Origin of the sequence: Pseudophaeobacter sp. (genome assembly GCF_048267565.1) — a bacterium.
GTDB classification, from domain to species: Bacteria; Pseudomonadota; Alphaproteobacteria; order Rhodobacterales; family Rhodobacteraceae; genus Pseudophaeobacter; species Pseudophaeobacter profundi.
In genome coordinates this window covers 307,588-333,784 of sequence record NZ_JBLWXG010000002.1, presented here as the reverse complement: position 1 = coordinate 333,784, position 26,197 = coordinate 307,588, and the positions used below count along the sequence as shown (strand labels likewise).

Annotated in this window: 21 protein-coding genes; 8 read left to right on the top strand and 13 right to left on the bottom strand. The window is 60.4% G+C overall.

Translation table 11 applies throughout. The features are described 5' to 3' along the window. Nucleotides 1-23: 23 nt before the first annotated feature. On the top strand, nucleotides 24-1,952 hold the full coding sequence (dxs, locus tag ACN0VH_RS08010; protein WP_278922051.1) for a 1-deoxy-D-xylulose-5-phosphate synthase: 1,929 nt from the start codon (nucleotides 24-26) through the stop codon (nucleotides 1,950-1,952). Between the two features lie 102 nt (nucleotides 1,953-2,054). Here the strand turns inward: dxs and ACN0VH_RS08005 are convergent, their stop codons facing one another. The 5 genes from ACN0VH_RS08005 to ACN0VH_RS07985 all read right to left on the bottom strand — a co-directional run bounded on the left by ACN0VH_RS08005 (nucleotide 2,055) and on the right by ACN0VH_RS07985 (nucleotide 7,448). Further along, on the bottom strand, nucleotides 2,055-2,927 hold the full coding sequence (locus tag ACN0VH_RS08005) for an SDR family oxidoreductase (protein ID WP_417700241.1): 873 nt from the start codon (nucleotides 2,925-2,927) through the stop codon (nucleotides 2,055-2,057). A gap of 207 nt (nucleotides 2,928-3,134) precedes the next feature. Continuing rightward, a complete protein-coding gene (locus ACN0VH_RS08000; RefSeq protein WP_278922053.1) occupies nucleotides 3,135-3,935 on the bottom strand; it encodes a carnitinyl-CoA dehydratase in 801 nt (266 codons plus the stop codon). Continuing rightward, the gene (locus ACN0VH_RS07995; protein WP_417700239.1) at nucleotides 3,932-5,968 is read right to left on the bottom strand and encodes an acetate--CoA ligase family protein; all 2,037 of its coding nucleotides are present in this window, start codon (nucleotides 5,966-5,968) and stop codon (nucleotides 3,932-3,934) included. Before ACN0VH_RS07995 ends, ACN0VH_RS08000 begins: the two co-directional genes overlap by 4 nt. Nucleotides 5,969-5,974: 6 nt before the next feature. Beyond that, a complete protein-coding gene (locus ACN0VH_RS07990) occupies nucleotides 5,975-6,283 on the bottom strand; it encodes an Rdx family protein (protein WP_417700238.1) in 309 nt (102 codons plus the stop codon). Between the two features lies 1 nt (nucleotide 6,284). Continuing rightward, nucleotides 6,285-7,448: an acyl-CoA dehydrogenase family protein gene (locus ACN0VH_RS07985; protein ID WP_417700237.1), complete on the bottom strand. Its 1,164-nt coding sequence runs from the start codon at nucleotides 7,446-7,448 to the stop codon at nucleotides 6,285-6,287. Nucleotides 7,449-7,526: 78 nt separating this feature from the next. Here ACN0VH_RS07985 and ACN0VH_RS07980 point away from each other — a divergent pair, with 78 nt between their 5' ends. Further along, the gene (locus ACN0VH_RS07980; protein WP_278922057.1) at nucleotides 7,527-8,483 is read left to right on the top strand and encodes a GlxA family transcriptional regulator; all 957 of its coding nucleotides are present in this window, start codon (nucleotides 7,527-7,529) and stop codon (nucleotides 8,481-8,483) included. Between the two features lie 12 nt (nucleotides 8,484-8,495). On the opposite strand, the gene ACN0VH_RS07975 is transcribed toward ACN0VH_RS07980, so the two are convergent. Then, entirely contained in the window at nucleotides 8,496-9,251 is a 756-nt protein-coding gene (locus tag ACN0VH_RS07975) for a class II aldolase and adducin N-terminal domain-containing protein (protein ID WP_417700235.1), read from the bottom strand. 270 nt (nucleotides 9,252-9,521) lie between these two features. Here ACN0VH_RS07975 and ade point away from each other — a divergent pair, with 270 nt between their 5' ends. The 4 genes from ade to ACN0VH_RS07955 all read left to right on the top strand — a co-directional run bounded on the left by ade (nucleotide 9,522) and on the right by ACN0VH_RS07955 (nucleotide 14,381). Then, entirely contained in the window at nucleotides 9,522-11,336 is a 1,815-nt protein-coding gene (gene ade / locus ACN0VH_RS07970; RefSeq protein ID WP_417700234.1) for an adenine deaminase, read from the top strand. Next, a complete protein-coding gene (locus ACN0VH_RS07965) occupies nucleotides 11,333-12,817 on the top strand; it encodes an AMP nucleosidase (RefSeq protein WP_278922060.1) in 1,485 nt (494 codons plus the stop codon). Before ade ends, ACN0VH_RS07965 begins: the two co-directional genes overlap by 4 nt. Before the next feature lie 142 nt (nucleotides 12,818-12,959). After that, nucleotides 12,960-13,253 carry an HU family DNA-binding protein gene (locus ACN0VH_RS07960; protein ID WP_232401587.1) on the top strand — a complete coding sequence of 98 codons (294 nt, stop codon included), beginning with the start codon at nucleotides 12,960-12,962 and terminating at the stop codon, nucleotides 13,251-13,253. Between the two features lie 213 nt (nucleotides 13,254-13,466). Next, nucleotides 13,467-14,381: a DMT family transporter gene (locus ACN0VH_RS07955; RefSeq protein ID WP_417700232.1), complete on the top strand. Its 915-nt coding sequence runs from the start codon at nucleotides 13,467-13,469 to the stop codon at nucleotides 14,379-14,381. Between the two features lie 205 nt (nucleotides 14,382-14,586). Here the strand turns inward: ACN0VH_RS07955 and ACN0VH_RS07950 are convergent, their stop codons facing one another. Then, a complete protein-coding gene (locus tag ACN0VH_RS07950) occupies nucleotides 14,587-14,997 on the bottom strand; it encodes a GFA family protein (RefSeq protein WP_417700230.1) in 411 nt (136 codons plus the stop codon). 308 nt (nucleotides 14,998-15,305) lie between these two features. Between ACN0VH_RS07950 and msrB the strand changes: the two genes are divergently transcribed. Continuing rightward, nucleotides 15,306-15,755, top strand: coding sequence for a peptide-methionine (R)-S-oxide reductase MsrB (gene msrB, locus ACN0VH_RS07945; protein ID WP_278922063.1), 450 nt, complete (start codon nucleotides 15,306-15,308; stop codon nucleotides 15,753-15,755). Then, on the top strand, nucleotides 15,752-16,261 hold the full coding sequence (gene msrA / locus ACN0VH_RS07940; protein WP_278922064.1) for a peptide-methionine (S)-S-oxide reductase MsrA: 510 nt from the start codon (nucleotides 15,752-15,754) through the stop codon (nucleotides 16,259-16,261). The genes msrB and msrA overlap by 4 nt, the downstream gene beginning before the upstream one ends. Nucleotides 16,262-16,342: 81 nt before the next feature. Here the strand turns inward: msrA and ACN0VH_RS07935 are convergent, their stop codons facing one another. From ACN0VH_RS07935 to ACN0VH_RS07910, 6 genes are all read right to left on the bottom strand, one after another. Then, a complete protein-coding gene (locus ACN0VH_RS07935) occupies nucleotides 16,343-18,385 on the bottom strand; it encodes a hydantoinase/oxoprolinase N-terminal domain-containing protein (RefSeq protein WP_417700228.1) in 2,043 nt (680 codons plus the stop codon). 68 nt (nucleotides 18,386-18,453) lie between these two features. Further along, the gene (queG, locus tag ACN0VH_RS07930; RefSeq protein ID WP_278922066.1) at nucleotides 18,454-19,506 is read right to left on the bottom strand and encodes a tRNA epoxyqueuosine(34) reductase QueG; all 1,053 of its coding nucleotides are present in this window, start codon (nucleotides 19,504-19,506) and stop codon (nucleotides 18,454-18,456) included. 81 nt (nucleotides 19,507-19,587) lie between these two features. Continuing rightward, nucleotides 19,588-20,253, bottom strand: coding sequence for an FtsZ-binding protein FzlA (gene fzlA / locus ACN0VH_RS07925; RefSeq protein WP_278922067.1), 666 nt, complete (start codon nucleotides 20,251-20,253; stop codon nucleotides 19,588-19,590). Nucleotides 20,254-20,322: 69 nt separating this feature from the next. Beyond that, complete coding sequence (gene mtgA / locus ACN0VH_RS07920; protein WP_278922068.1) at nucleotides 20,323-21,066, bottom strand: monofunctional biosynthetic peptidoglycan transglycosylase; 744 nt, start codon at nucleotides 21,064-21,066, stop codon at nucleotides 20,323-20,325. A gap of 142 nt (nucleotides 21,067-21,208) precedes the next feature. Continuing rightward, nucleotides 21,209-25,756, bottom strand: coding sequence for a glutamate synthase large subunit (gene gltB / locus ACN0VH_RS07915; protein ID WP_417700226.1), 4,548 nt, complete (start codon nucleotides 25,754-25,756; stop codon nucleotides 21,209-21,211). Beyond that, nucleotides 25,753-26,190, bottom strand: a complete 438-nt coding sequence (locus ACN0VH_RS07910) for a GFA family protein (RefSeq protein ID WP_417700225.1) — start codon at nucleotides 26,188-26,190, stop codon at nucleotides 25,753-25,755. The genes gltB and ACN0VH_RS07910 overlap by 4 nt, the downstream gene beginning before the upstream one ends. Nucleotides 26,191-26,197: the final 7 nt, after the last annotated feature.

Genomic DNA, 26,197 nt, shown 5'->3' with positions numbered 1-26,197 from the left:
CCTGACCGCCACAAGGAAACACCATGTCTGACCGGCCCTCTACCCCGCTTCTGGACCAGATTTCGCGCCCTGCCGATATAAAGGGGCTCAGCGATGCACAATTGGTGCAGCTGGCACATGAGCTGCGGCAAGAGACCATTTCAGCGGTTTCGACAACTGGCGGCCATCTGGGCGCAGGTCTGGGCGTGGTGGAACTGACCGTGGCGCTGCATGCCATTTTTGACACCCCGCGTGATAAGTTGATCTGGGATGTTAGCCACCAGTCCTACCCGCATAAGATCCTGACCGAGCGCCGCGACCGTATTCGCACCCTGCGCACCAAGGGCGGGCTGTCGGGCTTTACCAAACGCAGCGAGAGCCCCTACGACCCTTTTGGCGCCGCCCATAGCTCAACCTCGATCAGCGCCGCGCTTGGCTTTTCGGTTGCCCGCGATCTGGGCGGTGTGGTGCCCGAAGGTCTGGGCGATGCCATTGCGGTGATCGGCGATGGGGCCATGTCGGCCGGCATGGCCTTTGAGGCGATGAACAACGCCGGCCATCTGAACAAACGCCTGTTTGTCATTCTCAACGACAACGAGATGAGCATCGCCCCCCCGGTGGGCGCGCTGTCCTCCTATCTGTCGCGGCTTTATGCCGAGGAACCGTTTCAAGAACTGAAAGCCGTGGCCAAGGGCGCTGCCTCGCTGCTGCCCGAACCCTTCCGCGAGGGGGCCAAACGGGCCAAAGACATGCTCAAGGGCATGGCCGTCGGCGGCACCATGTTCGAATCCTTTGGGTTTTCCTACATCGGCCCGATCGATGGCCATGACATGGACCAGTTGTTGCCGGTCCTGCGCACCGTCAAGGCCCGCGCCCGTGGGCCGATCCTGATCCATGTGCTGACAAAAAAGGGCAAGGGCTATGGCCCCGCCGAGGCCGCCCGCGACAAAGGCCATGCCACTGCCAAGTTTAATATGGTCACCGGAGAGCAGAAAAAAGCGCCCTCCAACGCACCGTCCTATACCGGGGTCTTTGGCGATGAGCTGGTCAAGCTGGCCGCCAAGGACGACAAGATCTGCGCCGTCACTGCGGCCATGCCCGATGGCACAGGCCTGTCGCTGATGGCGGAACGCTATCCCTCGCGTTGTTTTGACGTGGGCATTGCTGAACAGCACGGCGTCACCTTTGCCGCCGCGCTGGCCGCTGGCGGGATGAAGCCCTTTTGCGCCATGTATTCGACCTTTCTGCAGCGCGGCTATGACCAGGTGGTGCATGACGTCGCCATCCAACGCCTGCCAGTGCGCTTTGCCATCGACCGCGCCGGGCTGGTGGGGGCAGATGGTGCCACCCATGCCGGCTCTTTCGATATCGGCTTTATGGCCAACCTGCCCGGCATGGTGGTGATGGCCGCCTCTGACGAGGCAGAGCTGGTGCATATGGTCCATACCGCCGCCGCCCATGACGACGGCCCCATCGCCTTCCGCTACCCGCGCGGTGAAGGCGAAGGCGTTGAAATGCCCGAAGTTCCGCAATTGCTCGAAATCGGCAAGGGCCGGATGATTCAGTCGGGCAAACGGGTGGCGCTGCTCTCCTTTGGTACCCGCCTGGGAGAGGTCCGCAAGGCAGCCGAATCGCTGGCGGCCAAGGGCATCACGCCGACGATTGCCGATGCCCGCTTTGCCAAACCGCTGGACCGCAAAATGATCCTGCAGCTGGTGGCCGACCACGAGGCGCTTATCACGATTGAAGAAGGTGCTGTCGGCGGCTTTGGCTCCCATGTGGCGCAATTGCTGGCGGATGAGGGCGTGTTTGACGCGGGCTTCAAATTCCGCTCGATGGTGCTGCCTGATACCTTCATCGACCAGGCCAGCCCCGCCGATATGTACGAAACCGCCGCCATGAACGCCCCCCAGATCGAAGCCAAGGTGCTAGAGGTACTGGGCGTGGCGCAGATCGGGGAAAAGCGGGCCTAGGGCTCATCCCAAGAACAGCAGAAAGCAAAGAACAAGATCTCAGGATCGCCCTGAAGAAACACATTGTGCCTGCCGACAATAAAACGGGGCAAGTGGGCAGGACTATAGCGCCGGCGGGTCTGCCGGGGGCACAAAGCGTTCCATGTCCTCGGCTGCCAACACTGCACACAGCCCCTCGCGGTAACTGGGGTAGAGCAACTGCACCCCCAGCTCATCCTTGATGCGCTGGTTTCTGACCCGCTTGTTTTCACCGTAAAAACTGCGCGCCATCGGCGTCATCCCCGCCTCGTCAAACGGCACCTCGGCGGGCACTGGTAGCCCCAGCAGCTCTGCGGCGTAGCCCAGAACGTCCTGCGGCGGCGCCGGGTCGTCATCGCAGAGGTTGTAGATCGCCCCCGGGTTCGGCGCGTCAATCGAGGCCAGCAGGGCTTGCGCGATGTCATCCACATGAATGCGCGAGAACACCTGCCCCGGTTTCACAATGCGCCGCGCCTTGCCGGCCATCAGCTTGGCAAAGGGGCCGCGTCCGGGGCCGTAGATCCCCGCCAGGCGAAAGATATGCAGCGGCAGATCCGGAACCTGCTGCCACTGCGCTTCGGCCTCGGCGCGCCAGGTGCCGCGTTCGCTGGTAGGGGCAATGGGCGTGGTTTCATCCACCCAATCACCGCGCCGATCACCATAAACGGCAGTGGTCGACAGATAGCCCACCCAGGCCAGATCCGGTGCCACCGCGGCGATTTCATCCCGCAAGCGCGCCAGCACCGGATCGCCCTTGGCATTGGGCCCGATCGAGCTGAGGATATGAGTGACGCCCGTCAGGGGGATATCCTGCCCCGGCCAGATGATCATCTCTACGCCAGGCACATCCGCAGCTTCCCGCGCCGTGCCAATCACCCGCCAGCCCCGCGCCAACAGAGTCGGCGCCAAGGCGCGCGCAGTATATCCACATCCAAGACAAAGAAGCGTGTTTTGCATCTGTCCTAAATGGGCAGAAGTCAGACAAGGTGCAAGACCTGTTCCCCCACTGGCAGGCCGTTTTACCGCCGCGCCCAATAATCATGCAGTTCCGACAGGAACGCCGGGCACCGCGCGTCAGCGCGGTGCCCGGCCCAACCCTAAAGTGGCAATCTGTGATTGCTACGGCAGGGGCGGGAGAGCCCCCCCCCTTTTTTCTGGATTGGGTTAGCGACCTTTCCAGACGGGGTCGCGTTTTTCTGCAAAGGCGCGGGCACCTTCCAGCTGGTCCTCGCTGGAATAGAGCACATCCACCGAGCGCAGCTGTCGCTGGGTGATATGGTTCATCGCATCCTGGAATTTGCAGTCTTCCGCATCGCGGACCACTTCCTTGATCGCCGCATAGACCAGCGGTGGCCCCGATGCCAGCAGCCGCGCCAGATCCCAGGCGCGGGTCATCAGCTGATCGCCTGGAACAATCTCGTTCACCAGCCCCCAGCGATTGGCCTCTGCGGCGTCGAACCAGCGTCCGGTCAGCAGCAGCTCCATGGCGATATGATAGGGGATGCGCTTGGGCAATTTGATCGAGGCCGCATCGGCCACGGTACCAGACCGGATCTCAGGCAGCGCAAATGTCGCGTGGTCTGCCGCCAGGATCATATCGGCAGAGATCGCCAGTTCCAGCCCTCCACCACAGGCGATGCCATTCACGGCTGCAATCACCGGCTTGTTCATCTCTCGCATCTCTTGCAAGCCGCCAAAGCCCCCAACGCCGTAATCGCCGTCCACGGCGTCGCCATCGGCGGCGGCTTTCAGATCCCAGCCTGGGCAAAAGAACTTTTCGCCGCCCCCGGTCAGGATCGCCACACGCAGGTCGGGGTCGTCACGGAAATCGCGAAACACCTCGCCCATGATCTTGCTGGTGGCGAGGTCAATGGCATTGGCCTTGGGCCTATCCAGTGTCACCTCCAGAATGGCGCCCTCGCGCCGGGTTTTCACCGGTCCGTGGTCCTGTGTCATGTCGCTCATCTCATAAAGTCCTTTCTCCGCATCAGCGCATCCGCCGCCACCGCATCGTCAGGTGTGCAGAGCAACGGATTGATTTCAATTTCTTCCAGGCCCTCAGCCTCGGCCAGGACATAGGCCTGCACCGCCTTGATAGCGGCCAGGATAGCGGCGCGATTGGCCGCCGGACGCCCCCGGAACCCCGCCAGAAGCGGCGCAATTTTCAACCCCTCCAACGCGGCCTCAATCGAGGCATCACTGGCTGGCAGCAAAAGCGAGGCACTGTCCTGCAACAGCTCTGTCAGGGTGCCACCTGCCGCAAGTGTCAGGACAAAGCCATGCGCCGGATCCTTTACCACCCCAATCAGCAGCTCGGCCACCGCGCCAGGCACCATTTCTTCCACCAGAAAACGCTGAGCAGGCATCTGGCTGGCCGCCGTACTGACATCGCTGCCCGTTGTCAGCCCCAGCACCACTGCGCCAGCCTCACTTTTGTGGGCGATGCCCTCGCCCTTCAACACCACCGGAAAGCCGATATCCGCGGCAGCCGCCCGGGCCGCACCGGGGGATTTGGCCTGAATCGACTGTGGCACCCGCAAGCCATAGTCCGACAAGCGCAGCTTGGCTTCGGCTTCGGGGATCAGGCTTGGTTCAACGGTTGGAGTTGGCAGCAACAACGGCACGGCCAGATCCCGCTGGGGCAGGCTGGCAGCAGCACAGGCGGTCAGCGCCTCGCGCAACCCGCAAAACGGCACCACCCCGGCAGCCATCAGCTGTTCAGCAACGGCTTCCGGCAGCAGTTCCGGCAATGTTGCTACCATGGCAACATTGCCCCCCGTGGCCTGATGCGTGCCAATGGCCGCATCGATGGCACAGTCCCAGTCACTGGCAGAGCACCGATCACCGCGCGGAAAATCGACCACCAGCAGGGTCATCGCCAGCGACGGATCCATCATCGCCGAAAAGGCCCGGATCATCGCCTCGGTATCGCGCCAGATATAGGTGTGATAATCTAGCGGATTAGCCAGTGCCACCATCGGCCCAAGCGCGGCACGCAGGTTGGTGCTCTGGCTGTCGTTCAGTGGTGGAAACACCACTGGCAGCCCATGCGCGGTATCGGCCGCAAGGCTGGCTTCGCCGCCAGAACAGCTGATAGAGGCCAGCCGGTTGCTGGCCAGCGGCCCGGTCACATGCAGCAGTTTCAGCGTTTCCAGAAAGGCGGGCAGATCCTCCAGCCGTGGGATGCCAAGCCGGGCAAGCAAAGCTGAAGCCCCCGCATCCCCACCTGCAAGCGAAGCAGTATGAGAGATCGTTGCCGCCTGGGCCTCGGCGGATTTTCCGACCTTCAGCGCGATGATCGGCTTGCCCAGGGCGCGGGCTTTGGCGGCCAGGGCTTCGAATGCGCGCAGATCGCCAAAGCCTTCAATATGCAGGCCCAGCGCCGTGACGCGATCATCCTCCAGCAGGGCTTCGCCAATCTCGGCGATGCCCGACTGCGCCTGATTGCCCGCCGCCACCACATAGGCGATGGGCAGGCCACGCATCTGCATGGTCAGGTTGATGGCGATGTTTGAACTTTGGGTGATCAGGGCGACGCCCGTTTCGACCCGTTTTCCGCCGTGCTGATCCGGCCACAACAGCGCCCCATCCAGGTAGTTGATAAAGCCATAGCAATTGGGCCCCAGGATCGGCATATCGCCCGCGGCCTCCAGCAGCTGCACCTGAAGATCCGCGCCCTCGGCATCCTCCGCCTGGGCTTCCAGAAAGCCCGAGGCAAAGCAGACCGCTCCGCCCGCCTCACGGGCCGCCAGATCCCGCACCACCTCGATGGTGGCAAAACGGTTAACGCCGACAAATGTGGCATCGGGCGCGCCGGGTAGGCTGGCGATATCACGGTAGACCGGCAGGCCTGCCAGCTCTTCTGCCTTGGGGTGGACTGGCCAGATCACCCCATCGAACCCCATCTTCTGACACTGTTCGATCACCAGTCGGCACCAGGCCCCCCCGCCGACAACGGCGATGGTTTTGGGCCTAAACAGTCTGTTTAGAGACTTCATTTCTATCTATTCATCCCTTGTGACCCGGTCGATATGGCCCAGGTCCTGTTGCGGGTTGATCTGGTCACGCAGGCGGGATTTCAGTTCTTTCACATCCGGAAAGCCCCCATCACGCTTGCGCTCCCAGATCAGGGTGTCATTGACCGAGATCTCAAAGATCCCGCCGATCTCTCCCGGCACCAAAGTGACCGCGCCCAGCTGCTCCTGAAAGGTGGCAAGCAGTTCCTGCGCCATCCAGGCAGCGCGCAACATCCAGTTGCAACCGATGCAATAGGTGATCGTGACTTTGGGTTTGTGGGAAAGAGTCGTGGTCATTTTAGCCTCCAAGAGCGCGTAGCATTTCGCGGCTGATGATATGACGCTGGATCTCGCTCGTCCCTTCCCAAATGCGTTCAACGCGGGCGTCGCGCCAGATGCGTTCCAAGGGCAGTTCATCCATCAGGCCCATGCCGCCATGGATCTGGATTGCCTCATCCGCAACCATGGCCAGCATTTCGGTCGCCTTGAGCTTGGCCATCGACATGTCGGATTCGGTAACGCTGCCCTGATCGAACTTCCAGCCGGCTTCCCAGGTCAGCAGATTGGCCGCCTTCAGTTCCAGCGCCATATCCGCCAGTTTGAAGGAAACGCCTTGGAATTTACCGATCTGCTGGCCAAATTGCTTGCGCTCGGCGGCATATTCAACCGCGTGCTGAAGGGCCCGATCTGCCCGGCCCAGGCAGGTCGCCGCCACCTGCAACCGAGTCGCCCCCAGCCAGGTGTTGGCCACGTCAAATCCTTTGTCGACCTCGCCCAGAATGGCCGAAGACGGCAGGCGGCAGTCGTCAAATTCCAGCACCGCATTGGTGTAACCGCGGTGGCTGACATTGCCGTAGCCTGCGCGCACTTCAAATCCCGGCGTGCCCTTGTCGACAAAGAAGGCGGTGATCTTTTTCTTCGGGCCCCGCGGCGTGTCCTCGACCCCGGTGGCCATGAAGCAGATAGCAAAATCGGCGATATCTGCATGGCTGATGAAATGCTTGGTGCCGTTCAAGATCCAGTCATCACCATCCTGACGCGCTGTCGCCTTCATGCCGCGCAGGTCGGACCCGGCATCTGGCTCGGTCATCGCCAGACAATCCCATTTTTCACCCTTCATACAGGGGAACAGATACTTTTCCTTCTGTTCTTCGGTGCCGGCCAACAGGATGTTCGACGGGCGGGCAACACCGGTCCAGTGCAGCGCGTAGTTGGCCCGACCCAGTTCTTTTTCATACATCAGCCACGACAAGGTATCGAGACCAGCACCGCCGACCTCTTCGGGCATATTGGCGGCGTAAAGCCCTGCCTCCATGGCCTTTTTCTGGATTTCCTTGATCACCTCCATATCGAGGTGGCCACTGCGCTCGACCTCCAGCTCGTGGGGGTAGAGCTCTTTCTCCACAAAGGCACGGGTGGTTTCGACGATCATCGACTGTTCTTCTGTCATGCCAAACTGCATCGCGCATATCCTTTTCTTTGACTTGCCCAGCAGTGTAACGTCGGGCTAGGGTCTCTTCGTGCAGAAACGGCGGATATCATGCAAAGATGGATCAAAGATGATGCCGCGATGCAGCAAGTTGATCTGCTGTTGTTTGATGATTTTTCCGGCCATTGCCTGGCCAATACAATTGAACCGCTGCGCGCCGCCAATACGCTGGCCGGGCGACAGATCTATGCCTGGCGCTTTCTCACCCTTGATGGGGCACCGGCCAGCTCTTCGGCCGGGATGGAGGTCAACCCACATGATCGCCTGCCGCACTGTCAGGGCGACATGCTGATTGCCATGCCATCCTATCGCTATCGCCCGCTGGCCACCGAAAAGGCCAAGGCGGCGCTGCGGGCAGCGGCGCTGCGGTATCGGGTGATGGCCGGGTTTGACGCAGGTGCCTGGCTCTTGGCTGCGGCCGGCCTGCTAGACGGGCGGCGCGCCACCATCCACTGGGAGGAACTGGCCAGTTTTGCCGAGGGTTTCCCGCAGATCGCAGTGCAGCGCCTGCGTCATGTGCAAGATGGCAATCGCATAACCTGTACCGGGGCGCTCGCGGCCTTTGACCTGATGATGGAACTGATCGGCCAGCGCCACGGTCAGGCTCTGAGACTGGAGGTTGCGGCCTTGTTCATGAGCCCCGAAGTCACCGAAGCAGAGCCTAGCCCCCTTGCCATGGGCTCTGCCCGCAGCCGATCTGTGGCACGCGCCTTGGCCCTGATGCAGGCCCATATCGAGGCCCCGCTGTCGATTGCCGAGATCGCCCGCCAGATTGGACGCAACCGCAAAGATCTGGAACACCGCATGAAGGCGCAACTGGGCGCCACCCCGCAGGCGATCTACCGACACCTGCGGCTGATACAGGCTCGAAAGCTCATATTAGAGACTGATTTATCCGTCGCCGAGGTTGCCCTGCGCAGCGGCTATGAGAACCCCAGCGCCATGACCCGCGCCTATCGCATCGAATTTGGTGCCACCCCGCGCCAGATGCGCAACGGCACGGGGTAACAGGGGAGCAGGTTAGCTGGCGTAGGTAGAACCTTCCGCATCAAGAACCAGCTTGATCTCGCGCAGGTGCGCCTCTGCCTGGCTTGGGTAGTCCTCCAGCTCCTGCGCAGTTTTCTCGGCGATCTCATCTGACAAGACGCGCAGCTTCTGACCGGTTTGCAAAGCGCGGATATAGGTTTCGGCCGCGCGTTCAAAATAATACAGCCTATTGAGGGTATCTGCCGGATCAGAACCGATAACCAGAACGCCGTGATTGCCCATGATCATTACCTTTTGCTTGGGGTCCGTCAGCATCGCCGCACAGCGCGCGCCTTCGTCTTCAAACGCCAACCCGCCATAGCCATCGTCGATCACATAGCGATTGAAAAAGGTCGCGGTGTTCTGATCGATCGGCGGCAGGTTGCTATCCGCAAGAGAGGCCAGAACCGTGGCATGGATCGAATGCACATGCATCACGCAGCGCGCCTGCGGACATAGCCGGTGGATAGAACCATGCAGCCCCCAGGCCGTTGGATCCGGCGCGCCGGGCTTGGTCATGGTTTCCGGATCATTGGCATCCAGGAACAATAGATTAGAGGCCGTGATACGGGCAAAATGCATCTGATTGGCATTCATCAGGAACTGCGTACCTTCGTCATTCACCGCCAGGCTGAAATGATTGGCGACACCTTCGTGCATGTTCAGCCGCTCGACCCAGCGAAAACTGGCCGCCAGATCTATGCGCTCTTGCCAGTGGTCCATATTGGGGCGCAGCTCGGGAGTGTTCATCTCGGGTCTCCTTGGGTCTTGGGTGAGAAGGGGTAAATCACAGTGGTCAAAACCTGATCTACCACAGCCCATTTGACCAGATCCAAATTGCCCGCCGCTGTCTCCGCCGTCTCTGGGCTGCCTCTGCAAACAAGCACAGCGATGGTCGGCTATTTTGTGCCACCTTGGCACCGGGCGCTGGGGCTATCCTCTTGTCTTGGCTATAACTGTTTCAACACAGGCAAGAATTGCAGGGCTTGCACTTGCCGGAACAATCAGAACAATTGGCACATGACAGAGAACGCATTCCCCAGCTGGCCCGACATCGCCCCGCAATTGATCAATGTTGCCGCAGGCCGCAGCCCGGCGGATACGGTGATCCGGCAGGGCAAATGGGTCAATGTCCACACCCGAGAGGTGCTTGATGGGCATGACATTGCCATCGTATCCGGGCGCATCGCCTATGTGGGACCAGATGCCAGTTACTGCATCGGCGCAGATACGCAGGTGATAGAGGCAGCCGGGCGCTATATGATCCCCGGTCTCTGCGACGCGCATATGCATATTGAATCCGGCATGCTTACCCCGGCGGAATTTGCCCGCGCCGTCATCCCGCATGGCACCACCTCCATGTTCACTGATCCGCATGAAATCGCCAATGTGCTGGGCCTGGAAGGCGTGCGGCTGATGCATGACGAGGCCCTGTTGCAGCCGATCAATATCTTCACCCAGATGCCATCCTGCGCGCCCTCGGCGCCGGGGCTGGAAACCACCGGATATGAAATCACCCCCGAAGACGTGGCCGAGGCGATGTCCTGGCCCGGTATCGTCGGCCTGGGCGAGATGATGAACTTTCCCGGTGTTGCCAATGCCGACCCCAAGATGCTTGCCGAGATCGCCGCCACCCAGCGCGCCGGGAAAACTGTTGGCGGCCACTATGCCTCGCCCGATCTGGGGCGCGATTTTGCCGCCTATGTTGCAGGCGGCCCGGCAGATGACCATGAGGGCACCTGCGAAGCCGATGCCATCGCCCGGATGCGTCAAGGAATGCGCGCCATGGTGCGGCTGGGGTCGGCATGGTATGACGTCGAAGCGCAGATCACCGCCATCACTGAAAAAGGCCTGGACCCGCGCAATTTCATCCTGTGCACCGATGACTGCCACTCTGGCACCTTGGTCAATGACGGCCACATGAACCGGGTGGTGCGCCATGCCATTGCCTGCGGTTGTGATCCACTGATTGCCCTGCAGATGGCAACGATCAACACCGCCACGCATTTTGGTCTGGAACGCGATATCGGCTCTATCACGCCGGGACGGCGCGCCGATGTGATCCTCACCTCAGACCTGACAGAACTGCCCATCGAACTGGTCGTGGCGCGCGGGCAGATTGTCGCTGAATCAGGCTCTATTACTGTGGATTGTCCGCATCTTGACTGGCCTGACAGCGCCCGTGGCACCATCCATCTGGGCCATGAGCTGACCGCAACAGATTTTGAGATCAAGGCCCCCGAAGGCGCCAATGCCGTCACCGCCAATGTCATTGGCATGGTGGAAAACCAGGCCCCGACCAAAGCGCTAAAGGCTGAATTGCCAGTGCATGACGGGCTGGTGGAAGCCACCATGGCCACCGAGGGTGAGACCTGCCAGATCGCCTTGGTGGAACGCCACCAGGCAACCGGCGGCGTCACCAATGCCTTTGTCTCGGGTTTTGGCTACACTGGCAAAATGGCCATGGCCTCCACCGTGGCGCATGACAGCCACCATATGATCGTGGTGGGCACCGACCGCGACCAGATGGCCCTGGCCGCCAATCGCCTGGCCGAGGTCGGTGGTGGTGTAACCATCTTCCGTGATGGCAAAGAACTGGCGCTGGTTGAACTGCCCATCGCCGGCCTGATGTCCGACAGCCCCGCCACCGAAGTTGCCGCCAAAGCGCAGAAACTGGGCGCCGCGATGGAGGCCTGCGGCTGCGCACTGAACAACGCCTATATGCAGCACTCTCTTTTGGCCCTGGTGGTGATCCCCGAGTTGCGGATTTCGGACCTTGGTCTTGTTGACGTGCGCACATTCGAAATGATTCCTGTGATCGAGCCCCTGACATGACCCAAACCAGTCACCTTGCGGAAATCGCGCAGCCCAAGGCCCCCGCCCCCGAGAACTTTACCGATGCCGCTGCCGCTGTGGCCCGGCTGGAAGAGCTTTATACCCAAGCCACCACATTTCTGTGCGATGCCTTCATCGCCAGCATGGCCGAGGCAACAGCCCGGGACAGACGCATCCGCGCCTTTTATCCCGAAATCCGCTTTACCACTTCCAGCTTTGCCCAGGTGGACAGCCGCCTCAGCTTTGGTCATGTCTCGGCCCCTGGCACCTATGCCACCACGGTGACCCGACCGGATCTGTTTCGCCACTATCTGACGCAACAGATTGCACTGTTGATCAAGCATCACGGACAGCCAGTGACCATTGCCGCATCAGATACGCCGATCCCGGTGCATTTTGCCGTGGCCTCTCGCCCGGATCTAACCGTGCCGCAAGATGGCGCCGCCGGGTTCACCCTGCGCGATGTCTTTGATGTGCCGGATCTGGCCACCACCAATGACGACATCGTCAATGGCACCTATCACCCCGATGACGGTATTGGGCCGCTGTCGCTGTTTACCGCACAGCGGGTGGATTATTCGCTGGCCCGGCTGGCGCATTACACCGCCACCGCACCGGAACATTTTCAAAACCATGTGTTGTTCACCAACTATCAGTTCTACGTTGCCGAGTTTGAAGCCTACGCCCGTGCACAGCTGGCGGATCCGGAATCGGGTTACACCAGTTTTGTCAGCACTGGAAACCATGAGATATCCGACTCCAAGGCGGATATTCCGGCCATCGCCAAGCTGCCGCAGATGCCCACCTATCATCTGAAGCGCGCCGACGGCAAAGGCATCACCCTGGTCAACATCGGCGTTGGACCATCAAATGCCAAAACCGCCACCGATCATATTGCAGTGCTGCGCCCGCATGCCTGGATGATGGTTGGCCACTGTGCGGGCCTGCGCAACACCCAAGCGCTCGGGGATTTTGTCCTGGCCCATGCCTATCTGCGCGAAGATCACGTGCTGGATGATGACCTTCCGGTCTGGACGCCTATTCCCGCCCTGGCGGAAATCCAGATCGCCCTGGAACAGGCGGTGGCTGAGGTCACCGAATTTGAAGGCTATGATCTGAAGCGGATCATGCGGACCGGCACAGTCGCCACCATCGACAACCGCAACTGGGAACTGCGCGACCAGTCCGGCCCGGTGCAGCGGCTTAGCCAGTCCCGCGCCATCGCCCTGGATATGGAAAGCGCCACCATTGCCGCCAATGGCTATCGGTTTCGCGTCCCCTACGGCACCCTGCTCTGTGTGTCCGACAAACCGCTGCATGGCGAACTGAAGCTGCCGGGCATGGCCTCTGACTTTTATCAGACACAGGTTGCGCGTCATTTGCAGATCGGCATAAGGGCTATGGAGCAACTGAGATCCATGCCGCTGGAACGGCTTCACAGCCGCAAATTGCGCTCTTTTGATGAAACCGCCTTCCTCTAATCGACCGTTTTTCCAATTTTCGGCAAAAAACCTCTGGTTTCTATGGTCTTTTGTCACACTACGCGTTGTGTTCCGACACAACATAACGATAATGTTGCCCGATGAGGCCCCACAGTTCGGGCAGTTTTAAGGAGATCTGAGAGTGTCCAAACCGATGACAAAAACCCAGCTTGTTGCCACTCTGGCTGAGGAAATGGGCGAAGATAAAAAGACCGCAGGCGCTGCTCTTGAAGCCGTCTGTGCCTTGATCACACGCGAAGTTTCCAACGGCGGTGCCGTGACCCTGCCTGGTGTCGGAAAAATTTATTGCCGCGAGCGCCCCGAGCGCGAAGTGCGCAACCCCGCCACCGGCGAAAAGTTCATGAAGGAAGCCGACAAGGTTGTGAAAATGACCATTGCCAAGGCTCTGAAAGACAGCGTCAACGGCGAAGCCTGATCCCAGCCCTTTTGGGGATCTAGCCAAGAAAATCAGGGTCGCCTTTGGCGGCCCTTTTTTTTGTGGCAGCGCCCTTTGCTGCCGGGGGCACTCCGACGGCTTGCGTGCAAAAGCGGAACACCCCAGAGAATTCCATTTGCTGTCCCTGCCCGCCTTGCTAAAGATCGGTAGCAGGGCGGGCAGGCGATCTGCCACCAGGGAAAGGCCAGGGTCATGGATATTCGCGCAATCGCAATGGGGCTGACCTTTGCCCTTATGTGGTCCTCTGCCTTTACCTCGGCGCGGATCATTGTGATGGACGCCTCGCCGCTGTTTTCGCTTGCGGTGCGCTTTCTGATTTCTGGCCTGATCGGCGTCGCCATCGCCCGCGCCCTGGGCCAAACCTGGCGGCTGAGCCGCAACCAATGGCGCGCCACGGTGATCTTTGGCCTGTGCCAGAACGCGCTGTATCTGGGGCTAAACTTTGTTGCCATGCAATGGATCGAAGCCTCGCTGGCTGCCATCATTGCCTCCACCATGCCGCTCTGTGTTGCGCTGGCCTCCTGGGTGATCTTTGGTGATCGGATCAAGCCGCTGGGCCTGATGGGCCTGATGGCGGGGGTGGCCGGCGTGGCGCTGATCATGGGCACCCGGATCAATGCCGGGGTTGACCTCTTTGGCCTTGTGCTCTGCTTTGCCGGGGTCGCGGCGCTGACAGTGGCAACCCTGGCGCTGCGTGGCGCCACATCGGGTGGCAACTTCATGATGGTGGTGGGGCTGCAGATGCTGATTGGATCGGCCATCCTGTTTGTTGCGGCCCCCCTCAGCGAAGAGATCTTTGTCACGCCCACCCTACGGCTGGGACTGGCCTTCGCCTATACCACCCTGGTGCCCGGCTTGATGGCAACCTTTATCTGGGTGCTGCTGCTGAATCGTATCGGTGCCATTCGCGCCGCCACCTTTCATTTCCTCAACCCCGTCTTTGGCGTCGCCATCGCCAGCCTGCTTCTGGGGGAACGCCTTGGCCTGCTGGATGTGCTGGGGGTCGGGGTGGTGACCCTGGGTATTCTGGCGGTGCAACTTTCGCGCCAACCCAGCGTCAGCGCCGCAGCCGCCGCCCCACAGACCGCCCGCCCGCAGCCCAGATAGCGCAATATGAGACGCGCGCCACTTTGGCCCAATTAGGCTTGGTTTTCTGAAACCAGATGGCGCCTTCGCCCGAAATAACACCCCAACACCAATCGCATTCCCCCCCCAGGCCAATCCTTCGCCACCCAGCCCGCAACGACCCAAAAACGGGCTATCACTTCACTGTTGTCTGGGGGTGTTGAAGATGCGTCACGCGATCGACCGTTCAGCCGGGAAGCCCGTCGATTTTTGCAATGGAGGCCAATTCGTTGTCCCAGTTCGCGCGGCTGGAAAAGCAGATATGCGCCTTGGGTCGTATATCGATCTGGCTATCAAGTGACCCTGCTGGCACGACAAGAATACCAGCAGATGCTTGAGAAACCGGCAGCGCGGAACCGCATTCGGTGCAGAAGCTCTTCACGTGTCGTGACCCAGGAATTTGGAATGTCTTGATATTTCCTTCGCCTGACACCCAGGTGATCTTTGCCGTCGACGAAAACAGGTTTGCCGAATGTGCCGAACCGCTGTCCTTGCGGCAGCGGCTACAGTGGCAAAGGAAGAAGCTCTCGAACGCTCCCGATATCGAGAACTTCACAGCGCCACATAGGCACTGTCCGGTGGCCAGATTGTCGTCCATTCACACTGCTCTCCACATGCAAGCGGCCTGCCGCCGGTCGACTACGATTTGATTGGTCCGTTGTATCCGCGTGTAGGATCACGGTCAATTTGGGCTCCGGCCGAACCTTTGGGGCATCTGGGCGATAGCTCGGTATTTCCAGCGTTTGGAGCAATTGATCACCTGCCGACCAAAACGATCTGTCGGGAGACACGCGCCTGTGAACAAAAATTGCAATTTTCCAACCACGCCCCATCTTTCACCCCGTAGCCACCCACGCCGCCAGAGGCTAAAACCATTCTGGAACACCGCACAGGACGGAGGATTTCATGACCAAATACAGCAAAGACCCCGCGGCCATTGCCGCCCTCTCTGAGGAAGAATTCTACGTCACCCAACGCGCCGGTACCGAACGCCCCGGCACCGGCAAGCTGCTCTCCAACAAAGAGGTTGGCATCTATGTCGACATCGTCTCGGGAGAGCCGCTGTTTGCATCTGGCGACAAATACGATTCTGGCTGCGGCTGGCCCAGCTTTACCAAACCGATCGAACCCGCCCATGTCAGCGAACTGGAGGATCGCGCCCTTGGCATGATCCGCACCGAAGTCCGATCAACCCATGGCGACAGCCACCTGGGCCATGTCTTTCCTGACGGGCCAGCAGAACATGGCGGGCTGCGCTACTGCATCAACTCTGCCTCGCTGCGCTTTATCCCGCTGGCCGACATGGCAGACGAAGGCTATGCAGACTACATCAACCAGGTGGAGGAAAGATCATGAACGAACGCGCTGTTCTGGCAGGGGGATGTTTTTGGGGCATGCAGGATCTGATCCGCAAACGCAAAGGCGTGCTGAAAACCCGCGTCGGCTATACCGGCGGCGATGTGGCCCATGCCACCTATCAGAACCACGGCACCCATGCGGAAGGGATCGAAATAGTCTTTGACCCCAGCCAGACATCCTATCGGGATCTGCTGGAGTTCTTCTTTCAGATCCACGATCCCACAACCGAAAACCGCCAGGGCAATGATCTGGGGATGAGCTACCGTTCGGCGATCTACTATGTCGATGATGCCCAAAAGGCGACCGCGCTCGACACCATCGCAGATGTCGAAGCCTGCGGCCTCTGGCCTGGCAAAGTCGTGACCGAAGTCGAACCTGCTGGCGATTTCTGGGAGGCAGAGCCAGAGCATCAAGACTATCTGGAACGCCGACCAGATGGCTATACCTGCCACTTTGCCCGCCCCGACTGGGTGCTGCCAAAACGCAAAGACGCGGCTGAATAGCCAGGATTAGAGCCACACAAAGGCCAGGGCCTCGCGCTATTTCAGTGCGGGGCTTCTCATCTCTGGCTATTGTTCAGCCCCTTAGCCCTTGGCGACCCTGGGACGCCCACTGGCCTCGACCGTCACCATCGCTTCGACAAACACATCGCGCGCCTCGACTGTGGCGGTGCGAATGTCGCGGCTGATATCAATGTGAATATCCTGCGCACCGGCCAGTTCGGCGTCGCCGCGCGCCTGCCCCTGCAAGGCCTGTTCCAGCACCTGCAGCGCCGCGTCAGAGCTGGAAAAATCCTGCGGGCCACTGTCCAAATGGACCCGAAACTTCCCCTCGGCCGGGCAGGTAACACTGCCACTGCGCCGCATGGTGACACGCCCGACAACCGCACCAATCGCATTGGCGACACCGGCGTGTTGCGGCAGCAGCATACGGCACTTCAGCCGCTCACCAACCGCCGGATAATAACTGGGCGCCGAGGCCCCAAGCCCGACAACATCCACATTGATCGCAGTATCCAGCGCCAGAATGCCCCGATGCGCCGCCAGCCCACGCCGGGTCAGGACATGACGCGCCAGATCACGGGCCCGATCTGCACCCTGATCCTTCGCCGCCCCTTCAACTGGCAAGCCAAAATCGGCGCCATCCTCAAAGAATGCGGTCTCTAACAAGGCCAATGAGGTTTGTTCTGTCAACTGATCCACAATCATCTGCGCCAGGGCCTGGGCATCCGGGGCCAGGGGCTCTCCGCTACCAATCCGGCGACGGGCAAACAGCGTCAGCGCCTTTTCGGCCGCCAAGGCGTCCCAGACCTGTACCCGACCCAACAGGTGGCTCGCATCCGAGGGCGTGATACCGGCAACCTGCACCAGCCCCCGATCCAGCAGGCGGCCCAACGCCCCCTGATCAATCCGGTTCCGAAGGATGGCGCCCAGGGGATGTACCTCTGTGCCGATGCGCTCCAACAGGGCACGCTCTCGCGGGCCAATCCCGACAGCAGGCAGGCCAGGAACCGCGCGCAGAAACCGACCGTCATATTCCCCCACGACCGGCGCGTTTAGCTGCCTGTCCAAGGCACCATGCACGACCTCTGCGGCCTCGACCGCCATCAAAGAGATGGGCAACACTCGGCGTGGGCCAAGAACCACCCCGCCCTGCAGGCCGCTGGCACACGCATGCACCTGGCTGTCACCGCCCAGGCCTGTGGTGCGCATCGCCACCGCCTCGACCATGGTGCGAAATTCGCCGACCCGCGCGCCGGCAGGATCAATCGCCGGTTTCCCATCGCGGATCAACGCCACATCGGTGGTGGTGCCGCCAATATCGCTGACCAGGGCATGATCCACCCCCGTCAACCAGCGCGCCCCCACAAGCGAAGCCGCCGGACCGCTCAGGATGGTTTCAATCGGACGTGCCCGGGCCTGTTGCGCCGACATCAACGCACCATCACCGCGCACAACCATCATCGGCCCAGTAATACCCAGCTCGACCAGCCTGTCTTGCGCCCGGCCAATCAACCGGTCAATCATCCCAATAAGCCGCGCATTTAGCACAGCCGTCAGGGCCCGCTTGGGTCCATTCAACCGGGCTGACAGCTGATGCGAACAGGTCACCGGCTTGCCGGTTACCTCAGCAATAAGACTGGCAGCGGCCAGCTCATGCGCTGGATTGCGCGTGGCAAAGACCGAAGCCACGGCAAAGCCCGAAACCTCTGCCGCCTCTGTCTCTAAAAAGCGCTTTAGAGACAGATAATCCAACGCAGTCACCTCTCCCCCCGCGTGATTGTGCCCCCCTGCCACAACCAGTGCCGGATCGCCTTTCAACGCTTCTTTCAGCCCGTGGCGATCCAGATCGGTCGCTTCAAATCCAATGTAAACAAGCGCAATCTGACCGCCCTGCCCTTCGACCAGCGCATTGGTGGCCAGGGTGGTCGACAGGGCCGCCATGCTGATCTCGGCTGCGTCACATCCAGATTGCAGCAATACCTCCCCTACGGCAGAGCCTATGCCGATGGCCAGATCCCCGCGCGTCGTCAGAGCCTTGGCGCTGGCGATCACCTCCACCTCATCGCGGATCAAAACCGCATCCGTATAGGTCCCGCCGGTATCGACCCCAAGCAATAGCGCCATGCCACCCTCTCCATTCTGTTCGCATGCCGGGTGTAACGCCTATTTGCGCCGGGTCCATCCTGTTTGCGTCATGTCAGACGTTGAACAGCCCATCGTGCCGCATCTGCCACCGTGGGGTCCGGATCATCGACCAGGCCAGCTGCCACGGCGCGCAAATCGGGCTGGTTGGAATTGCCAATCGCATAGAGCACATTGCGCACAAACCGATCCCGCCCTACCCGCTTGATTGGCGAGCCGGAGAAATACGCGCGAAACGCCGCATCATCCAGCACCGCCAGCTCTGCCAGTCTTGGCGCCTGCAATTCGGCACGGGCTGCATAGCGCAGATCGCTGGCCGCGACGGCAAACTTATTCCAAGGACAGGCAGACAGACAGTCATCACAGCCGTAGATTCGATTGCCCAGCTTGCGGCGCAACTCTGGCTCAATCGGGCCCTTGTGCTCAATCGTCAGATAGGAAATGCAGCGCCGCGCGTCCATCTGGTAAGGCGCTGTAAAGGCCTCTGTCGGGCAAGCAGTCAAACAGGCAGAGCAAGATCCACAGCGATCCGGTTCCGGCGCATCCACCTGCAGCTCAAGCGTGGTAAAAACAGAGCCTAAGAAGGCCCAATTCCCCCAATCCCGACTCACCAGATTGGTATGTTTACCCTGCCAACCCAGCCCGGCCGCCTGCCCCAGCGGCTTCTCCGGTACCGGTGCGGTGTCAACAAAGACCTTCACCTGTGCCGCCTCACCCTGCTGCTTTGCCGCATCAATCAACCAGCGCGCCAAACGCTTCAGACGCTTCTTTACCAGATCGTGATAATCCTTGTTGCGGGCATAGACCGAAACCGCACCACGATCGGCGCAGCCCACCACCGCCATCGGGTCTTCCTCCGGGGTATAGCTCTCGGCCAGCATGATCACCGATCGCGCCTCCGGCCACAGCGCGGCCGGATCGCCGCGCCAATGGCTTCGCTCTGCCATCCAGCCCATCTGCCCGTGATAGCCCTTGTCAAGAAAGCGCTGCAGCCGGGCCGGCACCTGCGGCACATCACCGGGTCGACAGATCTTGCAGGCCACAAACCCCTCTGAAAGGGCCTGTGCAACCAACCGCTCCTTCAGTTCGGACCCGTTCTTCATTTGGCCAACAATATCCTCAGGGGTGAATTGCCTTTGCAAAAGGCAAGAGGGGGCAGACAGCCCCCCCACTGCACGAACCGCTCAAAAGTCGAGATCGGCATAATGGGCGGGCGGGCGAAAACCGGCAATCTGATCCGCCAGGATTGACCGAAACGCCGGGCGCGATTTGATCTTGGCATACCAGTCTTTCACCACGGCCGAGCGGTTCCAATCGACATCCGAAATATAATCAAGCGAAGACAGATGCGCGGCGGCGGCAAAATCAGCCAGGCTCATCTGATCACCGGCCAGCCAGCGCCGATGATCCAGCAGCCAGGTCATGTAATCAAGATGATACTTGATCGCCTTGGCCCCCGCCTTGACGTTCTTGCTGTCCGGATAGCCTTCACCGGTGACCTTCTTGTTGACCCGCTCATACAGCAGCTTTGATGTTACCTCGCTATGGAACTTGTCGTCAAACCAGCTGACAATACGGCGCACCTCATAGCGGCCATCGGGATCAGATGGCATCAGCGGCGGCGTCGGCCGGGTCTCTTCCAGATACTCGCAGATGGCGGCGCTCTCAGACATCATCTTGCCATCCAACCGGATGACCGGCACCTTGCCCGCCGGATTGCGGCGCAGAAAATCCGGGTCCGCCTCCCAATAGCGTTCTTCGACCAGCTCGACTTCAATCTTTTTTTCCGCCAGCGACAGGCGAATTTTCCGACAAAAAGGCGAAAGCGGGACATGATAGAGACGGGCCATGGGGACTTTTGAAACTCCGGGTCGAGCTGCAGGAATGATTTCCAGCAATGCCCTGTGTGTCACAAAACTTCAATCCTCGAAACAGCCGGCCCGCCCATCTGCGCGGATGGTGGCTGCCCCATCGCGGATACTGGCCGCTCGGCGCACCACAAACTTGCTTGGTCGTGCAGCAGACCGTTGCTTTGGATTGGGCAAGACGGCCGCAATAAGCGCCGCCTGGCGGGCACTCAACTGATCCGGGCCGACGCCAAAATAATGCCGCGCGGCGGCCTCGGCACCAAAAATGCCTTTGTCCATCTCGGCCACGTTGAGATAGACTTCGAGAATACGCTTTTTGCTCCAAAAGACTTCAACCAAGGGCGTGAGCAGGGTTTCCAGCGCCTTGCGCGGCCAGCTGCGCCCCTGCCACAGAAAGACGTTTTTCACCACCTGCTGCGACAGGGTAGAGCCCCCCCGCTGGCCGCCCTCGGCCAGGGCAGCGCGGATGGCCTGCACATCGATCCCCCAATGCTGGCAGAACCGTGCATCCTCGGCCGCCACGACAGAGCGCACCAGCACCGGTGCCATATGGTCAAGCGGCACCCATTCCTGATCGACCTGCCCCAGGCGGCGCTTTTCGCTCCAGATCGTATGGGTGGTGGGCGGGTTCACCACGGAAAACAACAGCACCAACAGCGTGGCCAGGGCAGCAAAGCCCAGCACGGCGCGCAAAATCCACCGCCGCAGCCAGCGCAGCGGCACCGCCAGCTGCGTTCGAATCCAGCTGCCTGCGGGTTTTGCCTGCTTTTTGGTTTTTTTTGCTGCCTTTGCCATGTCTCTCTATAGAATAGCAGCGCCGTCAGAACCAACTGCAAAAGCCGCCTGCTGTGCGGGCATCCGCCGGATTCTCCGGGAAAAAAATGCCCCGCAGGCGGTGAACCTACGGGGCATATATATCGGAGCTATCGGCGCGGGCCTATTCGGCGGGAACCGCCGCCTGCTCCGTGCTCAAGGGATAGGCCAGTTTGTCCAGCATTTCGGTTGGGCAAACCTGCAGGAAGTTCCCCTTCTCCAGATCCCAGTTCTGCAGAATCTCTGCCGCCTTGCGACTGCCGGTTTCTGCCAGGTGGCGTTCAATCAGGCCCTTCATCTCGGCTTCCCAATGGGCCACCGAAACTGGACAGACAACCAGGCCTTCCATGTTCATCATGGTTTCCGCCTGGCCATCAGGATCATAGAGATAGGCCATACCGCCGGTCATACCTGCGCCAAAGTTGGCCCCGATGCTGCCAAGAATGACTGCAACGCCGCCCGTCATGTATTCGCAGCCACATGCCCCACAGCCTTCGATCACCACCTTGGCGCCCGAGTTCCGTACGGCAAAGCGTTCGCCTGCGCGACCTGCCGCAAACAGGTAGCCATCGGTGGCACCGTAAAGCACGGTATTGCCGACAATGGTGTTTTCGCTGGCAACCAGAGGCGAAGCCATCGGAGGACGCACCACAATGGTACCGCCCGACAGACCCTTGCCAACATAGTCATTGGCATCGCCCGAAACTTCCAGCTTCAGCCCCGGCGCTGCAAAGGCCCCCAGAGATTGCCCGGCAGAGCCTTGCAATTTCACCGTCAGGTGATCCGGCTGGAACGCATTGCGCATGCCGAAGTTGCGCACGATGTGGCTCGAGGTGCGGGTGCCCACAGATCGGTGGGTGTTTTGCACCGCATAAGACAGCTGCATCTTTTCACCATCCTGTAGGAAACGCGCCGCGTCGCGGACAATTTCGCTATCCAGGGTATCTGGCACCGGGTTGCGATCCTTGTCGCGGTTGTAAACGATATTGGCAGAACCATCGACGGTGATCAGCAGCGGATTCAGATCCAGATCATCCAGATGTGCCGAGCCACGCGACACCTGTGCCAGCAGATCGGCACGGCCGATCACCTCGTCCAGACTACGCGCACCAATAGAGGCCAGGATTTCCCGCACTTCCTGCGCATAGAAGGTAATCAGATTGACCACTTTATCCGCCGTGCCGGTGAACTTGTCCCGCAGGGCTTCGTCCTGGGTACAGACGCCAACCGGGCAGGTATTGGACTGACACTGGCGCACCATGATGCAGCCCATGGCGATCAGCGCTGCGGTGCCGATGCCGTATTCCTCGGCCCCGAGCATCGCCGCCATGACGATATCACGCCCGGTGCGCAGGCCCCCATCTGTGCGCAGGGTGACGCGTTCCCGCAGGTTGTTCATCGCCAACACCTGATGCGCCTCGGTGAGGCCCATTTCCCAGGGCAGACCGGCGTATTTGATCGAGGTCGCAGGCGAGGCCCCGGTGCCGCCATTATGGCCCGAGATCAGAATAACATCGGCCTTGGCCTTGGCCACGCCAGCGGCAATGGTGCCAACCCCGGAGGAGGCCACCAGTTTCACCGTCACTTTGCAGCGCGGATTGATCTGCTTCAGATCATAGATCAGCTGTGCCAGATCCTCGATCGAGTAGATATCATGGTGCGGCGGTGGTGAAATCAGCGTCACGCCCTTGGTTGAATGGCGCAGACGGGCAATCAGGTCGGTGACCTTCATACCGGGCAGCTGGCCACCCTCGCCGGGCTTGGCCCCCTGGGCCACCTTGATCTCCAGCTCTTCGCACTGGTTCAGGTATTCGGCGGTAACACCAAAGCGCCCCGAAGCCACCTGCTTGATCTTGGCACTGGGGTTGTCGCCATTGGGTTCCGGCACAAAATGCGCCGGATCCTCGCCGCCCTCGCCAGAGTCAGACTTGGCCCCGATCCGGTTCATCGCCACGTTCAGCGTCTTATGCGCCTCCGGGCTCAGGGCGCCCAGGCTCATGCCTGGCGTGACAAAACGTTTGCGGATCGAGGTGATGCTTTCCACTTCCTCGATCGGCACCGATTTGCCAAGCGGCTTGATGTCGAGCAGATCGCGCAGGTGGATCGGCGGGTTGGTCTGCATCTTGGCGGAATACTGTTTCCACATCTCGAATGAGGCGCGGTTACAGGCCATCTGCAACATATGCATCGAGGTGGCTTCCCAAGCGTGAGTTTCGCCGGATTTGCGCGCTTTGTAAAAACCCCCGATTGGCAGGATATTTTCAGCGCTCTTCCACCCACGGGCGTGGATTTCTTCCGCCTTGACCTGAATGCCGCTGACGCCGATGCCGGAGATACGGCTGGTCATGCCGGGGAAAAACTCGGCGCACATGGCGCGCGACAGGCCCACCGCTTCGAAGTTGAGCCCGCCACGGTAGGACGAGATCACCGAGATCCCCATCTTCGCCATGATCTTGAGAAGGCCCTGGTCGATGGCATCGCGGTAGCGCGCCACATTTTCCGTCAGGGTGCCATCCAGCAGGCCGCGTTCAATGCGGTCAGCCAGAGAATCTTCGGCCAGGTAGGCGTTGACCACGGTGGCACCGCAGCCGATCAGCACAGCAAAATAATGCGGGTCAACACATTCGGCGGCACGCACATTGATCGAGCAGAAGGTCCGCAGGCCCTTGCGCGTCAGGTGCGAATGCACCGCCGATGTCGCCAGGATCATCGGCATGGCAACGCGGTTGGCATCGGAATATTGATCGCTCAGCACCAGATGCCCGGCACCTGAACGCACCGCATCTTCGGCCTCGGCACGGATACGTTCGAGCGCCTGGCTAAGCGAGCCCTCGGTCGGATCAAAGGAACAGTCGATTTCCGCCAGTGGGGCGGTGAATTCACTGACCAGCTTGTCCCATTGGGCATTGCCGACAAAGGGGCTTTCCAACACGACGATTTCGGTCTGGCTGCTGTCTTCATCCAGAACGTTCTTGAGGTTGCTGAAGCGGGTCTTCAGCGACATCACCCGGAATTCACGTAGTGAATCGATCGGCGGGTTGGTCACCTGGCTAAAGTTCTGGCGGAAGAAATGCGACAGCGGGCGGTACTGTTTCGACAGCACAGCCGAGGGCGTGTCATCGCCCATGGATGCCAGGGTTTCCTTGCCATCTTCGGCCATCGGCGACAGGATCTGCTCCAGCTCTTCGATGGTATAGCCCGCTGCCACCTGACGGCGACGCAGCTCTTCTCCGGTAAAGAGCGGCGCTTCGGTGACGGTGGCAAGGGTTTGATCCACATCGTTGATCTTGCTCACCCAATCGCCAAAGGGCAGCGCCGCAGAGAGTTTGTCCTTGATCTGGGTGTCGTTGTACAACTTGCCCTTTTTCATATCGACTGCCAGCATCTGACCGGGGCCAAGCGCGCCCTTTTCCACCACAGTGGCTTCGTCGATCGGCACCATGCCGGCCTCGGATCCGGCAATCACCAGCCCATCCCCTGTCACCACATAGCGCATGGGGCGCAAGCCGTTGCGGTCAAGGCCCGCACAGACCCAGCGGCCATCGGTCATCGCCAGGGCGGCAGGACCATCCCAGGGTTCCATCACAGAGTTGCAGTAGGAATACATGTCGCGCCAGGCCTGGGGCAGCTCTACCGCCTGCTTTGACCAGCTTTCCGGTACCAGCATGGTCTTGGCCATTGGCGCCGACCGGCCTGCACGCACCAGAACCTCAAACACCGAATCCAGCGCAGCCGAGTCGGATGATCCGCCGGCGATGATCGGTTTGATATCTTCGGCGTAATCGCCAAAGGTGGTGCTGGCCATGCGGATTTCGTGGCTTTTCAGCCAGTTCATATTGCCGCGCAGCGTGTTGATTTCACCGTTATGCGCCAACATACGGAAGGGCTGGGCCAGCCACCACTGCGGAAAGGTATTGGTGGAATAGCGCTGGTGATAGATCGCAAAGGCGCTTTCAAACCGTTCATCCATCAGATCGGGGTAGAAGACAGCAACCTGTTCCGCCAGCATCATGCCCTTGTAGATGATCGAGCGGCAGGACAGCGAGGCAAGATACAGCTCGCCAATCCCGGCGGCGGCAGCGGCCTTCTCAATACGGCGGCGGATCACATAAAGCTCGCGTTCGAAGGTTTCCTCGTCCACGCCCTTGGAGTTGGAGATCAGGATCTGTTCGATTTCGGGGCGAGTTGCGTTGGCCTTGCCGCCAAGGCAGGTCACATCCACCGGCACATGGCGCCAGCCATAGATGTAATAGCCCATACGCAAAACTTCGGTTTCAACGATGGTCCGGCAGGTTTCCTGGGCACCGAAATCGGTGCGCGGCAGAAAGACCTGGCCCACGGCCATCAGCTGATCTTCGCGTGGCACATGGCCGGTGCGTTTGATCTGATCATAAAAGAACGGCACCGGGATCTGCACATGGATGCCAGCCCCGTCACCGGTCTTGCCATCGGCATCAACCGCCCCCCGGTGCCAAATCGCCTTGAGCGCATCAATACCGGCCTCAACGACGCTGCGGCTGGCCTTGCCATCCACCGCCACCACAAGCCCAACCCCACAAGAGGAATGCTCTTCTGCTTCGGTATAAAGACCGTTTTCCGCCATCCACTTACGTTTGGCTTCTTCGGCGCGCACCCAGTCCGCGTCATAGTTGACTGCATCACGATTGGTCATTGGTCGTCTCCTTCTGCCGCGGGGCGAAACGCTGTCATTACATCCGCTTCGGTCATCTGCCGTTGCGTTCCAGTAAAGGCGTAGCCTTCGGGTTTCTTGTCGATATAGAATTTCAGGTCGAGAGTGTTCCCGCCGGTATTTTCAAAGAGGCCAGCAGCCATTTGGACCTGGCCGTGCATGTCACCGGGCGCGGTAATGCGATACCAAAGCGCCGAGCCGCAGGTGCTGCAAAAGGCGCGTTCCGCCCAGTCGGACGACCTATAGGTCGTTACCGGCCCCAGCGCTGCATAGCCCGAGGCCGCCGGGATGGTCATCAACGTCGAGCTGGTCCAGCGACGGCACATATCGCAATGACAGGCCCGCAGCGTGTTTTGCGCTGGCGTCATTGACACGGTAACCGCACCGCACATGCATTGGCCTTGCAACTCGCTCATTTACCCT